We start from the raw sequence: 15,279 nt of genomic DNA, 5'->3' as shown, positions 1-15,279 counted from the left end.
TTCTACTTTTTATTTGGAAAAAACTTAGGATGCTGTGATCTTTCGATTACTAAATCCACCAATTTTACAAAGTAAAATCTAAAGTGATTTCATATTAGTAAATCACTCACTATTCTACACTAAAATGCCAAGTGTTACCTCAAATTGCCATAAATCAGATTAAGTTGGTTTATAAAGTTTCTTTGTATGTATAATCATATTTGCCCAAGTAAATAGGTTTGTCACTCAGTACTATTATAGGTAAAAAAGCAAGTAGCTCTGTGAATCAGTACTGTTGTAGTAAAATAAGCAGGTAGATCAGTCACTCAGCACTCTTGTAGTTAAAAAAGTAAGTAGTTAGGTCATTACTCGCAGTAGTATAGAGAAATGTTCTTAGCATAGTAAATAACTCTGTAATTCGGTATCTATTGTGAGAAGTATAATTGTAGTTTGATACATAATTAAGTGAAGTGCTCAATATGACACTACTTATCTGAATAGAATATTCAGTACTTAAATAGATGTTGAATTACAACTATAGACCACTATGAGTTTATTGATAGATGTATCGATTAACTGAGTGACCTATTTATTTGTGCAAGTAGCTAAATACATACAATTATGAAAACAAAAAAGGAACCAATTTTTGTAGCCTTTTCATCTCAAAAAGGAGGAGTAGGAAAAAGCACATTTACTACGTTAGTAGCAAGTGTTTTACATTATCAACTGGGCTACAATGTAGTTGTTTTTGATGCGGATTTTCCACAGCACAGTCTTGTAAAGATGAAAGAACGGGATTTAACTGTAGTTATGGAAAATGAGAGTTTAAAGAAACTCGCTCATAAGCAGTTTACTACCATCAACAAGAAAACTTATCCAATCATACAAGAGAGAGCGGATGATGTACTAAAAGCTGCAAAGCAGTTTGTAAATGAGTCGCCTATCCCTGTCGATGTAGTTTTCTTTGATTTGCCAGGAACAGTTAATACTGCTGGAATCATCAATGCGCTATCAGGTATGCACTATATTTTTACTCCTATAACAGCGGATAGAGTAGTGATGGAAAGTACACTAGTTTTCACACAACTTCTAAGAGATGTTGTGATGAAAAAATCACAGACATCCATACAAAGTATCAATCTGTTTTGGAACCAAGTAGATGGTAGGGAAAGTACTCCTTTGTACAATATCTATAACCAAGCTATTGAGGAATTAGATTTTAGTTTGATGCAATCTCAGATTAAAAGCAGTACGCGATTTCGCAAAGAGAGTGAAGAAACAAGTAAGCTTGTTTTTCGCTCTACTTTACTACCACCTGATAAACGACTGAGTAAAGCAAGTGGATTAGATCTATTTATAGAAGAATTTTTAACAATCACCCAATTGTAATATTATGGAAAAAGAGAACAAAAACAAAAAACAATCACCTATGAATATTGACGAAGAGTTAATGATGAGTCTAATGGTTGATGGAGTGAGGAAAGAGGGAATCAAAGAACCTGTTCAGATAGAGGTTGAAACAAACGAAGATCAATCTATCATAACAGATAAATCCTCAAAGTCAAAAACTGCTTTAAAAGAGAGAAGGCAAGCAAAGCAAACTGTTGAAAGTGATTATGATGATATCTTTTTTAAAAAATCAGATACCAATGCCAGAGATGGTAAGACAGTGTATATAAGACCTGAATTTCACGAGAAGTTAACTCGTATCATTCAAGTAATAGGAGAGGATAAAATAACGATCTATGCGTATTTAGACAATTTATTAGATCATCACTTTGATGAGTTTGCCCAGCAGATTACTAAGAGTTATAATCAAAAATACAAACCAATTTAATACCTAAAAAGATGAAAAATATATTCAAGAAAACAGAGGAAACAAATAATACACAAAAGTATGCTGATCAGTTCTTAACTAATCGATTTCCATCCACTCGCGCAGGAAAAGTTGTGTATATCCGCCCAGAGCATCACGAAGTACTACTTCGCATTACTCAACTGGCTAAAGAGGAGAAAACAACACTCTATGCATATATCGATAATATCTTAGAGCAGCATATTAAAGAGCACACGGATGATATCAAGGCTTATTTTCAAGAACATTATAAACCAATTCTTTAACTCATGGAAATAGTAATAATAGTCAGTCTTGTTATTATTATAGTTCTTCTGCTATTAAATAAAAATAAATCAATTAAACAAGAGAACCAATCTAAAACAGAAGAGCTATCTTTTAAACAAGATATTCCTTTTAGTATTATCGGAGAAAGTAAACCAGTTGTACTAAAGCAATCACTATATCTAACTAAAGAAGAGGAACTTGATTTAGAAGAGGAAGAAAAAGAGCTAAGTAAGAGTTTACAACCTTTAGATCATGAGTTTACTGAGAGGGTCAATTTGGATGAGCTTAGTAGGTTTGTGAACTCTATTGAAGAGGAGTTAATTAATGAGACTACAATCAAAACAGCTAAAAAGATTGAAGGGTCTGATTTACTTGAGTTACTACAAGAGGCGATGCCTGATTCTGCTAAGACAATAGCTAAGTTATTAGATCAATCTTTAAATGTAAAATCACCAAAAAAGGAAGAACAAACATATAATGAAGACTTTGATATCAGTGATTTTGTATAGAACAAGACAGTGTTTAGTTTTAAAAATTAAACACTGTCTTTGTTTATTACCAATACTGATGTAAACTTTAATGATATTTACCATTTCACACTATCATAATCAAATGTATCATCATCCAATTCCAGATTCGAAGTAATTGTATTTAATTTTTTCGCGTCTTTTTCTAATTCAGTTTTGTATGCTAAATATTCAGATGTTCCAAAACAAGCTTTCTTTAATAACTCAGGTAATTGTCTAAAAGCTTTTTTACCTCCATTTAATAAGAAATAATCAAGGTTAATTCTTCTCATATAGATATACAAACAATCATTAGAGGCATCAATCCTCCCTGTTATGTAATGAGACAAGTTAACTGTTCCATTAGGATCAAAGTTATACATCGCTTTTTCTAACCAATACTCTAATTGTAATAGATTTGCTAATTGAAGTTTATTGATGTTAAAATAACGTGCGTTATATCGAACAGCATGTAGAAAAAATAGTCCATCTACCCAAGATATTCGACATCCAAAGTATGGAGTATCATTAAAATGGAAGTGAGTGCCTTTACGCTCTAATCTATTACCTTGAAAAGCTTTTCGTATATCATATAACATACTGGCTATTATTGTTTCCCTAGATTTAAAACCAGGCTGATCTAAGTACTCTTCATTATTCCAAAGCCCATCAAAGGAATTATATAAAGAAGATAAATCTTCATAAGATCCCCATAATTCAAAACCAATACCGTTTTTGGTTGATAATAGATAAAACATCTTGCTTAATTTTTAAAATAAATATTGATCGATTCAATTGATAATTAGCTACATAAGTTAAAACAAACTACATTTTTCAAATACTCCATCTTTACCGTTAGTAACCACTAAACAAACCTACAAAAAAAGATTGACCTACAATGTGGTGGTATTAAATGGTCCGCTCAAGGCCAAAAACAACCCTAAACTTCCACAATTCTTCCCTCAAACAGTTTTCCAAAGACATTTACCAAAGTATCATGCAAAGGGCATGATCATAACGAAATAAATGTCATTCTTATGAAAACAAAAACAATCAAACAAAGGCTATTATTACTACTAGTTGTACTAAGTAGTTTACCGCTTTTAGCTCAAGGAAACGGAGCCGCAGGTATTACAGAAGCAACTCAGATGGTTACTTCTTATTTTGATCCAGCCACTAAACTTATTTATGCTATTGGAGCAGTGGTTGGTCTTATTGGAGGGGTAAAGGTTTACAACAAATTCTCTAGTGGTGATCCCGATACAAGCAAGACAGCTGCAAGCTGGTTTGGAGCTTGTATTTTCTTAATTGTAGCGGCTACAATTCTTCGCTCATTTTTCCTTTAAAAGATACTTATATGAAAAAGTATAGTATCAATAAAGGCATTGGAGCTAGTGTTGAGTTTAAAGGACTCAAGGCTCAATATCTGTTTTATTTTGCAGGCGGACTATTAGGAAATCTAATTCTTGTTATGGTCATGTATATGGCAGGAGTAAACAATCTTATATGTTTAACCCTTGGTCTTGGACTATCAGGTTATCTGATCTACAAAGTATTTTCATTAAATAAGAAATACGGTCAGTATGGCCTTATGAAACTTCAAGCCAGAAAATATTTTCCAAGGTATATTATCTCAAGAAAAGATGTCAAAGGGTATTTAAGTAGAAACTCAAAACTAAGAAACTATGAGAAATACAGCTAAGACAAATACCCTTGAGCGGATGTTTCCGATTCTAGCGGTTGAGAATAATTGCATTGTCTCAAAACAAGGAGATATTACGGTTTGTTATAAAGTCATCTTACCTGAGATATTTACCATCTCAGATAAAGAATATGAAACTATTCATAGCGTGTGGCATAAGGCTATTAAAACATTGCCTGAGTTTACTGTTATTCACAAACAAGATTGGTTTATAGAAGAAAGCTATCAGGCGGATTTTAAAGATGCAGAACAGAGCTATCTAAGTAAAAGTTTTGAAAGTCATTTTAACGAGCGCCCCTTTTTAAATCACAGTTGTTATCTGTTTATTACAAAGACAACCAAGGAGCGAATTAAAAGCCAAAGCAATTTTTCATCACTCACAAGAGGGGAACTTATTCCAAAAGGAATAAGAGATAAAGAAGCAGTTTTAAGTTTTTTAGAGGCTACTGCTCAACTTGAGAAAATAGTAAATGATAGTGGACTGATTCACTTAATAAAACTATCGGAAGAAGACATTATCGGCTCGGAAGATAAAAGCGGGCTCTTAGAGCAGTATTTAACGCTAAGTTCGACTAAAAGAGGAAGTCTTCAAGATATAGCCATAAGTAGCGATAAGATTAGAGTAGGAGATAACAACCTTTCTGTGCATACTTTATCATGTACAGAGGATCTTCCAAGTGAAGTATCATATCTGTCACGCTATGAAAAACTATCAACTGATAAAAGCAGTATGGCTTTATCGTTTGCATCTCCTGTTGGACTATTACTTAATTGTAATCACATCTACAATCAATATTTGTTTTTAGAAGATAGTGATTACAATTTAAAGCAGTTTGAAAAGTCAGCTAAGAATATGCACTCTCTTGCTAGATACAGCAGAGCTAATCAAATTAATAAGCAGTGGATTGAGGAATACTTAAATGAGGCGCATAGCAAAGGCCTAACCTCCATTAAAGCTCATTTTAATGTAATGGCATGGTCAGATAACCAAAGTGAGCTTAAACAGCTTAAAAATGACTGTGGAAGTGCAATCGCTTCTATGGAATGTGTACCAAGACATAATACGGTGGATGCTCCCACGCTTTACTGGGCAGGTATGCCTGGAAATAGTGGAGACTTTCCAAGTGAAGAGAGCTTTTATACCTTCATAGAACCTGCTTTATGCTTTTTCTCTGGGGAGACGAATTATAAAAACTCACTATCTCCCTTTGGAATAAAAATGGCAGATCGCCTTACTGGTAAACCAATTCATTTAGACATCTCCGACCTACCCATGAAAAAGGGAATTATTACCAACCGCAACAAGTTTATCTTGGGACCATCAGGTAGTGGTAAGAGTTTTTTTACTAATCATATGGTAAGGCAGTACTATGAGCAAAACGCGCATGTGCTTTTAGTTGACACTGGGAATTCTTATCAAGGTTTATGTGAGCTTATTAAAGGAAAAACAAAAGGGGAGGACGGTGTGTATTTCACATACACTGAAGAAAACCCAATTGCGTTTAATCCTTTTTATACTGATGATGGGATATTTGATATTGAAAAAAGAGAAAGTATTAAAACTCTTATTTTGACTCTTTGGAAGCGTGATGACCAGCCGCCCTCACGATCGGAGGAAGTAGCGCTTTCAAACGCAGTTAGTGGCTATATTGAGTGTCTCCAAACAAGCCATATAAAACCAAGCTTCAACAGTTTTTATGAGTACATCAAAACAGATTACAAAGCTGAGTTAGAAGAGAAACAAGTTAGAGAAAAAGACTTTGATCTAGCTAACTTTTTAAATGTACTAGAGCCTTATTACAAAGGCGGGGAGTATGACTATCTATTAAACTCAGAAAGCGAGCTTGACCTACTTAATAAACGCTTTATCGTCTTTGAAATTGACGCCATCAAGGATCACAAAATTTTGTTTCCCATAGTGACTATTATCATTATGGAAGTGTTTATAAATAAGATGAGGCGTCTTAAAGGTCAGCGCAAGCTAATCTTAATTGAAGAAGCGTGGAAGGCAATAGCTAAAGAGGGGATGGCAGATTATTTAAAGTACCTATTTAAAACCGTTAGAAAGTTCTTTGGTGAGGCAATTGTTGTTACCCAAGAGGTGGATGATATTATTCAATCCCCAATTGTAAAAGAGAGTATTATTAATAACTCAGATTGTAAGATTCTGCTTGACCAGCGCAAGTACATGAATAAGTTTGATGATATACAAGCTATGCTTGGACTTACTGACAAAGAAAAAGCTCAGATACTTTCAATAAACCTAAACAACAATCCAAACCGCCTTTACAAAGAAGTATGGATTGGTCTTGGTGGTATGCAATCAGGAGTATATGCAACAGAGGTGAGCTACTCAGAATACCTGGCTTATACCACAGAGGAAACTGAAAAATTAGAGGTTATGAACCTAGCTAAAGAGCTTGATGGTAATGTAGAGATGGCTATAAAGCGGCTTGTACAAGAAAAACAGCATGAATAAGAAAATACGCTAATTCGACTTTTCGAAGGATAAAAAATAGTACTCAGTAGAGTAAACAATCAATTAAAACATATTACAATGAAAAAATTATTACAGGTAGTAATAGTAGCGATGCTACTAGTTCTTCCAATAAAGAATTATGCCCAGTGGACAGTATATGATCCTGGAAATTTAGCCCAAGGTATTATAAATAGCGCTAATGAAATAAGGCAAACTTCTGCTACAGTTAGCAATGTGCTTAAAAACTTCAAGGAAGTAGAAAAGGTCTATAACCAGAGCAAGGAGTATTACGATAAACTTCAATCGGTTAATAACCTAGTTAAAGACGCAAGGAAAGTTCAGCAGACAGTACTTTTAGTAGGAGACGTGTCTGAACTTTATGTCAAAAACTTTGGCAAGATGCTTAATGATCCAAACTTCTCTGCCCAGGAGCTTGTAGCTATTGCCAATGGATATTCCGTGCTTCTTCAAGAAAGCACAGAGCTAGTGAAAGAGCTTAAGCAGATTGTAAGTAGCTCAACCTTGTCTTTAAATGATAAAGAGCGTATGGATGTTATAGATAGAGTTTACAAAGAAGTAAAAGACTATCACAACCTTGTTAGTTACTACACAAGAAAAAATATTGGTATCAGTATCTTAAGATCAAAGAAGAAAAACAATACCCAAAGAGTACTTGATTTATACGGTAGTTCTAATCAAAAATACTGGTGAGTTATGGCTAGAGATAATCTTCATGAGGTTTTACAAAACCTCTATTACGATATGATGCCACTTACAAGTCAGATGGTATCTGTAGCTAAGAGCCTAGCAGGTCTTGGAGCGCTTTTTTACATCGGCATTAAAGTATGGCAAGCCTTAGCAAGAGCAGAGTCAATTGATGTGTATCCAATGCTTAGGCCTTTTGCTTTAGGAATTTGTATTATGTTTTTCCCAACCCTTGTTCTAGGAACTTTAAACACGGTTTTAAGTCCAGTTGTAAAGGGAACACATCAGATATTAGAAACCCAGGTTATAGATCTAACTTCTTTACAAAAACAGAAAGACATTCTAGAAAAGGAGGCTATGCTTAGAAATCCTGAGGCTGCTTATTTAATTTCTGATGAGGCCTTTGATAAAAAGCTTGATGAGCTTGGTTGGTCTCCTTCTGATCTAGCCACTATGACGGGAATGTATTTAGAGAAATGGCAATATGATTTCCAAAAGAATCTAAGAGATGCCTTTCGAGAGATCTTAGAGATGATTTTTCAGGCTTCTGCTTTAATTATAGACACGATTCGGACCTTCTTTTTAATTGTGCTATCCATACTAGGGCCTATTGCTTTTGCAATTTCTATTTGGAGTGGTTTTGAATCTACGCTCTTACAGTGGCTCACACGGTACATAAGCGTGTATCTCTGGCTTCCTGTAGCCGATTTATTTAGCGCAATGCTAGCTAGGATACAATCTCTGATTATTGAAAGAGATATGCTACTACTTAATGATCCAAACTTTATCCCTGATACCTCAAATACTGTGTATGTGATTTTTATGATTATTGGTATTGTGGGATATTTTACAATTCCTACAGTCACAAGCTGGATCATTCAAGCAGGAGGAGCTGGAAACTTTATGCGCAATATGAATAAGACTGCCTCAACAACGGCTAATATGGCAACTGCAACAGCAGGAGCCTCAACAGGAAATATAACTGGACAGCTTATTAAAAAGTAAAAGAGTTAGTAAACATTTTAAAAACAAAAAGATGGAATTTAAATCACTTCGAAATATAGAAAACAGCTTTAAACAGATAAGACTCTACGCTATTGTATTTGCTGTAGTTTGTCTTATAGTAGTAGGATTCTCTATCTACAAAAGCTATGATTTTGCCAAAGAGCAACGAGAGAAGATCTATGTGCTTGACAAAGGTAAATCTTTAATGCTTGCTCTTTCTCAAGATGCAAGTATAAATAGGCCAGTAGAGGCAAGAGAACACGTAAGGCGTTTTCACGAGCTTTTCTTTACCCTCTCACCTGAAAAGGCAGCTATTGAGGGTAATATGCAAAGAGCGTTTAATCTATCTGATAAAACAGCCTTTGACTATTATAAAGACCTACTTGAAAAAGGTTACTATAGTCGTATAATTTCAGGGAATATTCAGCAAAGGGTAGAGGTGGATAGTATTAAGATCAATTTTAACGCATATCCCTATAAGACATTAACCTATGCGACTCAGTATATCATACGATCAAGTAACCTAACTAAAAGGAACCTTATAACAAGTAGCCAGCTTGTTTCAGCTGTACGCTCAGATAATAACCCTCAGGGGTTTATTATCGAAAAGTTTACAGTTGTAGAGAACAAAGATTTAGAAGTTGTTAAACGCTAAAAAATAAGATTATGAATAAACTACAATTTCTAAGACACAGTTATTCTAGTAGACTTAAGGTCTACTGGAATAACCTTTCTATAAAAAGGCAACGAGTTTTATTACTTACTGTTTTTACTCTCTATGGGCTAGTTTGTCTTTTTATTGTAAAGACAAGCTTTACCTCTAAAATAAAGCAAGCATCAAGTAGAGAGAAACAAAGTAATATAAAACCAGTTAAGTATTTGCTTGATAGGCAAAAGATAGAACTACACCCAACTATTAAACTAAATTATTATGAATCAAGATCAGTCTTCAAATAAAACCCACCAGATAGAGAAAGTACCCAAAGAAAATAAGGCGATTCAAAACCTTATAGAAAAACACAAAAAGCACATAGTCTTTGCTTTAATGGGCATTGTGTTTTTAGGGGCAATGTATCTTTTGTTTAAACCAGAAGAGAAAGAACTTATCACTCACAATGATTCCGTTCCTGAGGCGACAACCCAGGGGATGCCAACAGATAAAGTAAAAGCTTATGAAAAGGAGCTATGGGAACAGAAGCAACAGGAAAATGAAAATCAGATTCACTCCTTAGCAGATTATTGGAATGAGCCACAAGATGAGTCAACTAATAATTATAATCATAAAGATTATAATGTAGAACCAACTTATACGCCCTATGAGCGGTCTTATCAAAACTACAAGCAAACCCAAGATGTGCTAGGTAGTTTTTATAGCAGTACTGAAAATCCTGAAACTGACCGCCTTAAAAAGCAAATAGAAGAGCTAGAGAAACAATTAGAACAAAAAGATACCCCAGTTACTATTACAATGGATAATCAATTAGAGCTTATGGAAAAGTCATTTCAGATGGCAGCTAAGTATTTACCTAGTGGCCAAACTCCAAATGTATCAGTACCCGTAAATCAAACTACGAGCGTCAAAACAATTCCAAGTAAGAAGCAGTCTATAACAGTGATAGATAAAACAAGTAAAGAGGTTGTATCTACGCTTGTAAAGCCAATGAGTCTTCAGGATTTAGTATTACCAATTAATTCTGAAAATAATCAGACTTTCTATACTGCCGAAGGAGAACCTAAAGCGCAAATCCACAAAAACAGTATAAGAGTAAGTATCAAAGAAGATCAGGTTATTATAAACGAAGGTTACATCAAACTAAGACTCTTAGAAAGCATTATAATAAATGGAGCTTTACTACCTGAAGCAAGTACGCTCATTGCTAAAGTAAAGGTAAACAGTGGTAGGCTTGAGCTTATTGTAAATTCTATTAAGATAGAAGAGACTATTATAGAGACAGAGCTTATCGGTTATGATAACTACGGGCAAAGAGGACTTGAGGTATTAGACCTTCAAGAAATAAGCGCCTCAAAAGAAATCATAGCCAATATGGGACAGACAGCAGGCACGAGTATATCGATGAGTAGATCTGCTTCAGATCAAATAGCAGGAGACCTAACCAAAGGACTCATTCAGGGGGTATCAGGTTACTTTTCTAAGAAAGTAAAAACCCAACGAGTAACCCTAAAACAAGGACAAGAGCTGTTTCTTATGCCTAAAGAATAACAATCAATAACCAAGTAAATCAAATCATTATGAAAACAATTATAAAATATATATTACTGTGCTTACTAACAGTAAACTCAGTAGCTGCTCAAGATAACAAGAAATCTATTAATCTATCAACTGCTGAGGTAGTACCTTATGAAGTGGAACTCACCCAAAACAAAACCACTCATGTTTTATTTCCAAGCAGCATTGAATATGTGGACTTAGGAAGTAGTGATATTATAGCAAATAAAGTAGATGCAACATCCAATGTTCTTCGCTTAAAAACGATAAAAGAAGACATCATGCCTACAAATTTTACAGTTATTACAAACGATGGTAAATACTATAGTTTCAATACTACTTACAAAGAGCAACCAAGACAACTTAGCTATGACCTAATTAAGTGTGAAAAACAGAATAGTAAACAGCAAAGCGAAGTCCTATTTAAAGATTTAGGTTCTACCAGTCCAAGCTTAGCTGATCTTTTTATGAAAGCCATTATCAAAAAGAATAAAAAAAAGCTAAACATAAAAAGTAAAAACTTTGGAGTGGAAGCCCGTTTAAAAAGTATCTATACTCAAGATGGTAAACTTTACTTTCACATCTCTATTAATAATAAAAGCAATTTACCATACGAGGTTGACTATGTTAGCTTTAAAATCAAGGATAGAAGAACCACTAAACGAACCACCATTCAAGAAGTGAGTTTAAAGCCAATTAGAAACTTAAATGATGCTCAAATAATCAATAGTCTAAGTAAACAAGACAATGTCTTTATGTTAGATCAGTTTACTTTATCTGATAAACAAGTACTTTTAATTGAGGTTAATGAAAAGGAAGGAATAAGAAAGCAAGTCTTAAATGTTAAGAACTCTGCTTTGTTAAAAGCAAATACAATAGAACATTTTAGAATTCGATGAGTAAAAAAAAGAGACTATATACAGTCTCTTTTTTTAGGACTAGTCAAATGTTAACTAATAAAAAGCAAGGTTTCACTATTTTATACTTTAATTATTCTGATGATTTTTTAATATTTGATTGGACGAATTTAAGTTGCTACAATATGACAAAAAAAGAAGAAATTACTAAAGTTAATTACAAGTTTTCTAATATAGATTTTAAGGAAGCTGCTAGTATTGGTGATTTGTATACTTTCTTAAATGGTAAAATAGATGAATATGTAATTGAATTAGAAAAGATACGTAGAAATAGAAATTTAAAACGGTTAAATACAAGAGATTATATTGCTACAGTAATAGCTGGAAAAGGAAATAAATATGCTGCCTGGGGAACATGCTTTGATATATTAACGGTTATTCATCCAATACTGGTGAAGAAATTAGAAAAATTAGGTAAGATAGGGGAAAAAAATATATTAGAAGAAGGGCAGCATTGTAAAAATATAATTGGAAAATGTTCTGAGATTAAAGTAAGAAATGCGTTATTTACTAAGGAAAATATTTGTGAAAATGAAGAGGCTATAAAAAATATAGAGTTTACTCCCGCAACGAGACCTAGAACATCTGAACTTGTACCAATGTGTTTTAATTGTGAATTCATATTTATCAAATAATAAATCAATTAATGGATACAACCCAATACGACTTTGATCTCTTCTTTCAAAAAGGGATATTTAAAATTCATGTAGCAACTGCTGGTGGAATTTTAAGAGAAGAAATTTTAGATATAGAAAAACAAGATATTATACGTCAAAGTGCTTTATCTAGCGAAATTAGCGTTGAGTTTGAACTAAATTCTTTTTTAGGAAAAATATTAAAATATAAAAATATAAAAAAAAATTGTTAAATCAAGGTGGGATTAAGTATAAATTTGAAATAGAAAGATATTCAAGAAGCTTTAAAGAATTTGCTAAAAAAGACTTCTTTTCATTTGATAGAACGGTTGTAGGGGATAGTAATAACAATGAATATCATTTAGTAGCCTATCCTAAAAAGTATGATTTTTTTAAAACTATGTTTACTGACAAACTGGTATATTTAATATTTATAAAAAACCATCTAAAATCTATTTTAGATAGTCGAAAATACATTCAAGATGTAAAAGACATATTAAGAAATCGCGAATTCATTAATCATAGGTTTCAGATTATATTTTATTATGGACAAATTATTTATTTATTTTTTAATAAAACTGAAAACATTGAATTAAAAGAAACTTTTTATGAGTTACTTGTAGACTGTTTAAATACTTACATAAACATTGAATTAGAAGCTGATATAAATCAAATGATGGATAAAGTTAAAATATTACACGATAGTTTTGAGTTTATAATTCAGTTAAGTGAGAAACAAATAGAAGGGGATGGTAGATTGAGTGATTGGCTATATAGAGAGGTTATGCTTGTTAATAATTTATATAGTATTGAGAGTTAATTTAAATCATCATTTAGTCTAGTTTTACTCACCAAAATAATTTTTTAAAAAACACCTATGAATAAAATTTTTCAAGACATACTTAGTAAATACTTAACTGAAAGTCAAAAAGTGTTAACTAATAATGTATTAGCAAATAAAATACGCAATGAATATGCAGATACAATCCGTGATTTTGTAAATAAAGACAATAAGGATATGGTTGTAACTGGTTCATGTGGACAAGGTCGCTGGGCAACTATTCCCTGGATTGGAATATTTGATACAAGAATAACAAAAAGTGCTCAAGAGGGTTTTTATCCTGTCTATTTATTTTGTGAAGATATGTCTGGTTTCTATTTGTCTTTAAACCAAGGAGTAACAAAGTTAAAAGATGATGAAGGACTTATTTATGCTAGAGAGTTTTTAGCTAATAAGAGTATTGAGTTTCAAAAAACAATAACTTTAGCAAATGGTTTTAAAGCTGATCGTATTGATCTTCATATAACTAATCCAAAAATCGATGCAGCACTTTATGAGCAAGGTAATATTGTATCTAAGTTTTATGATACTAAAAACTTACCAAGTGCTAAAACCTTAGAAGATGACTTGAGTTATCTATTGAATGTATACAATGATTTAGTATCAAAATACAATGTTCAATATACTTCAATAGAAGAGTACAACGCTGATTATATAAATCAAAATAAGCAAGCGAAGGAACTAGAAGAATTAGAACAGATAAAGAATAATAAAGAGCTTTCAGTAACTGAAAAAGATAGACTTGTAAAGAGTAGACTAGGTCAAGGGTTCTTTAGAAGTGAGTTAATTAAATTAAATAAGCAATGTGCAATTTCAGGTTGTATTAATACTAATTTATTGATTGCTTCTCATATCAAGCCTTGGCGAGTTTGTAATAATAAGGAAAGAATAGATCCTTATAATGGATTGTTACTATTACCTACTTTTGATAAGTTATTTGATCAAGGTTTTATTAGCTTTAATAATAATGGAGAGATAATAATTTCAGATCAGATACTGGGTTATCACGAGCTATTAGGGTTAACAACTAAAGTTAAAATCAGCGTGAATCAAAATCAGCATAAGTATCTTGATTATCACAGAAAAAACGTGCTTAAGAAAAAGAAATAGCACTGTTTTATAAAATTAGATTTAAAGGCTAAGGAGAGGATCTCTTTAGCCTTTTGTTGTTAGTTAGATGTTACTTACTTTTTACTGTTACTAATTCCTTTAGCAACAGCAAATCCGATAGCTGCTAATCCAGCTCCAATAGCAGCAGGGATAACAAGGGCAACTCCAGCCGCCGTTGCCACTGCAACTCCAGCTGCGGCTCCAGCTGAAGATACACCAGCAACTGTTCCCAGTGCATTGTTTTCATTCTCTTTACTCATAATAATAAATTTTATAATTTATATACTATAAAGTTATCATATATGAATTCTTTATTTGTTTATATTGGGTGAATACAATAATAAATTTAGTTAACATTTTAAATTTTATTAATTTTATGAGCGAATGATATATTTTGAGTTATTTTTAATTGGAAATATTTATAGTTTTTAAAATGCAAGATAATCTAGTGATAAGTTTACCAAAACAATCAGATATAAAAAGTATAAAGCTATGGCAAGAGGAAAACTCAAAGAGGGTAATAAGACTAATTCAGAAGACAGCTTGTGCAAAATACAGAAATGATCCTAGTTTTATATATCCATGTGTTTGTCCTTTTAGATATAAATCCTGTATTGAAATTGAGTTTTATTATGAAGTTTTAGAAAAAATTAAAATTAATGAGCAACAAAGCTTATATAAAGAGGCAATAGATTGTTATAATGCAATGCCTTTGAATAAAACAGATTGGTATATAAAATATCAAGACTTAGAGAAAGTGCTTAATTTTAATTTAAAAATACAGATCATTACAAATAATGCGAGATATGAAAAGTTTATATTTCAACTAGACCAAGAGGATTTTAAGTACGCCTTAGCTTTAAAAGAACTCTTTGAGAGGATTCTTTATCAAGAAGAGTAAAACTGCACTATTTTACTCAAAAAAAGAGGACCTTTAGAATTCTTAACTAGGAGATGATATTAATTTGAAGCAACTTTACCTTTTACTAAAAACTACTTGGAGATGCATTATGAGTTTAGGGTAATAATAGGGGGGGTTTCTGTAAATTTA

The 15,279-nt window shown here is 32.5% G+C and carries 20 protein-coding genes; 18 read left to right on the top strand and 2 right to left on the bottom strand.

The window, feature by feature from the left end:
• The first annotated feature begins 600 nt into the window (after positions 1 to 600).
• Genes AABL85_RS16125 through AABL85_RS16110 form a run of 4 tightly spaced genes read left to right on the top strand, consistent with a single transcriptional unit; the run spans position 601 to position 2,610 of the window.
• On the top strand, positions 601 to 1,368 hold the full coding sequence (locus tag AABL85_RS16125; RefSeq protein ID WP_341310827.1) for a ParA family protein: 768 nt from the start codon (positions 601 to 603) through the stop codon (positions 1,366 to 1,368).
• Positions 1,369 to 1,372: 4 nt separating this feature from the next.
• Positions 1,373 to 1,816: a DUF3408 domain-containing protein gene (locus AABL85_RS16120; protein ID WP_341310826.1), complete on the top strand. Its 444-nt coding sequence runs from the start codon at positions 1,373 to 1,375 to the stop codon at positions 1,814 to 1,816.
• An 11-nt stretch (positions 1,817 to 1,827) separates the two neighbouring features.
• Positions 1,828 to 2,100 carry a DUF3408 domain-containing protein gene (locus AABL85_RS16115; RefSeq protein WP_341310825.1) on the top strand — a complete coding sequence of 91 codons (273 nt, stop codon included), beginning with the start codon at positions 1,828 to 1,830 and terminating at the stop codon, positions 2,098 to 2,100.
• Positions 2,101 to 2,103: 3 nt separating this feature from the next.
• Complete coding sequence (locus tag AABL85_RS16110; RefSeq protein WP_341310824.1) at positions 2,104 to 2,610, top strand: hypothetical protein; 507 nt, start codon at positions 2,104 to 2,106, stop codon at positions 2,608 to 2,610.
• Positions 2,611 to 2,687: 77 nt separating this feature from the next.
• Here AABL85_RS16110 and AABL85_RS16105 read toward each other — a convergent pair whose 3' ends face one another.
• Positions 2,688 to 3,365, bottom strand: a complete 678-nt coding sequence (locus tag AABL85_RS16105; protein WP_341310823.1) for a DUF6904 family protein — start codon at positions 3,363 to 3,365, stop codon at positions 2,688 to 2,690.
• 279 nt (positions 3,366 to 3,644) lie between these two features.
• On the opposite strand from AABL85_RS16105, the gene AABL85_RS16100 reads away from it, so the two are divergent.
• The 13 genes from AABL85_RS16100 (at position 3,645) to AABL85_RS16040 (ending at position 14,228) form a co-directional block, all read left to right on the top strand.
• A complete protein-coding gene (locus AABL85_RS16100) occupies positions 3,645 to 3,953 on the top strand; it encodes a DUF4134 domain-containing protein (protein WP_006263328.1) in 309 nt (102 codons plus the stop codon).
• Between the two features lie 11 nt (positions 3,954 to 3,964).
• On the top strand, positions 3,965 to 4,309 hold the full coding sequence (locus tag AABL85_RS16095) for a DUF4133 domain-containing protein (protein WP_341310822.1): 345 nt from the start codon (positions 3,965 to 3,967) through the stop codon (positions 4,307 to 4,309).
• A complete protein-coding gene (locus AABL85_RS16090; protein ID WP_341310821.1) occupies positions 4,293 to 6,788 on the top strand; it encodes a TraG family conjugative transposon ATPase in 2,496 nt (831 codons plus the stop codon). The genes AABL85_RS16095 and AABL85_RS16090 overlap by 17 nt, the downstream gene beginning before the upstream one ends.
• A gap of 78 nt (positions 6,789 to 6,866) precedes the next feature.
• Positions 6,867 to 7,499, top strand: coding sequence for a DUF4141 domain-containing protein (locus AABL85_RS16085; RefSeq protein WP_341310820.1), 633 nt, complete (start codon positions 6,867 to 6,869; stop codon positions 7,497 to 7,499).
• A 3-nt stretch (positions 7,500 to 7,502) separates the two neighbouring features.
• Positions 7,503 to 8,498: a conjugative transposon protein TraJ gene (gene traJ, locus AABL85_RS16080; protein ID WP_341310819.1), complete on the top strand. Its 996-nt coding sequence runs from the start codon at positions 7,503 to 7,505 to the stop codon at positions 8,496 to 8,498.
• Positions 8,499 to 8,529: 31 nt separating this feature from the next.
• The gene (traK, locus tag AABL85_RS16075) at positions 8,530 to 9,153 is read left to right on the top strand and encodes a conjugative transposon protein TraK (RefSeq protein ID WP_341310818.1); all 624 of its coding nucleotides are present in this window, start codon (positions 8,530 to 8,532) and stop codon (positions 9,151 to 9,153) included.
• An 11-nt stretch (positions 9,154 to 9,164) separates the two neighbouring features.
• On the top strand, positions 9,165 to 9,455 hold the full coding sequence (locus AABL85_RS16070; RefSeq protein WP_341310817.1) for a hypothetical protein: 291 nt from the start codon (positions 9,165 to 9,167) through the stop codon (positions 9,453 to 9,455).
• A complete protein-coding gene (gene traM, locus AABL85_RS16065) occupies positions 9,430 to 10,719 on the top strand; it encodes a conjugative transposon protein TraM (protein WP_341310816.1) in 1,290 nt (429 codons plus the stop codon). The genes AABL85_RS16070 and traM overlap by 26 nt, the downstream gene beginning before the upstream one ends.
• A 29-nt stretch (positions 10,720 to 10,748) precedes the next feature.
• Positions 10,749 to 11,624, top strand: a complete 876-nt coding sequence (gene traN, locus AABL85_RS16060) for a conjugative transposon protein TraN (protein ID WP_341310815.1) — start codon at positions 10,749 to 10,751, stop codon at positions 11,622 to 11,624.
• 143 nt (positions 11,625 to 11,767) lie between these two features.
• A complete protein-coding gene (locus AABL85_RS16055; protein ID WP_341310814.1) occupies positions 11,768 to 12,277 on the top strand; it encodes a hypothetical protein in 510 nt (169 codons plus the stop codon).
• Between the two features lie 11 nt (positions 12,278 to 12,288).
• Positions 12,289 to 12,510 carry a hypothetical protein gene (locus AABL85_RS16050; protein WP_341310813.1) on the top strand — a complete coding sequence of 74 codons (222 nt, stop codon included), beginning with the start codon at positions 12,289 to 12,291 and terminating at the stop codon, positions 12,508 to 12,510.
• On the top strand, positions 12,504 to 13,097 hold the full coding sequence (locus tag AABL85_RS16045; RefSeq protein ID WP_341310812.1) for a hypothetical protein: 594 nt from the start codon (positions 12,504 to 12,506) through the stop codon (positions 13,095 to 13,097). Before AABL85_RS16050 ends, AABL85_RS16045 begins: the two co-directional genes overlap by 7 nt.
• Before the next feature lie 57 nt (positions 13,098 to 13,154).
• Positions 13,155 to 14,228, top strand: coding sequence for an MrcB family domain-containing protein (locus tag AABL85_RS16040; protein ID WP_341310811.1), 1,074 nt, complete (start codon positions 13,155 to 13,157; stop codon positions 14,226 to 14,228).
• Between the two features lie 74 nt (positions 14,229 to 14,302).
• On the opposite strand, the gene AABL85_RS16035 is transcribed toward AABL85_RS16040, so the two are convergent.
• The gene (locus AABL85_RS16035; RefSeq protein WP_341310810.1) at positions 14,303 to 14,488 is read right to left on the bottom strand and encodes a hypothetical protein; all 186 of its coding nucleotides are present in this window, start codon (positions 14,486 to 14,488) and stop codon (positions 14,303 to 14,305) included.
• A gap of 173 nt (positions 14,489 to 14,661) precedes the next feature.
• On the opposite strand from AABL85_RS16035, the gene AABL85_RS16030 reads away from it, so the two are divergent.
• Entirely contained in the window at positions 14,662 to 15,129 is a 468-nt protein-coding gene (locus tag AABL85_RS16030) for a hypothetical protein (RefSeq protein WP_341310809.1), read from the top strand.
• Positions 15,130 to 15,279: the final 150 nt, after the last annotated feature.

Origin of the sequence: Myroides odoratimimus (assembly GCF_038039805.1) — a bacterium.
GTDB classification, from domain to species: Bacteria; Bacteroidota; Bacteroidia; order Flavobacteriales; family Flavobacteriaceae; genus Flavobacterium; species Flavobacterium odoratimimum_B.
Note: the sequence above shows the minus strand (reverse complement) of the source record. Positions and strands in the feature narration are given on the sequence as shown.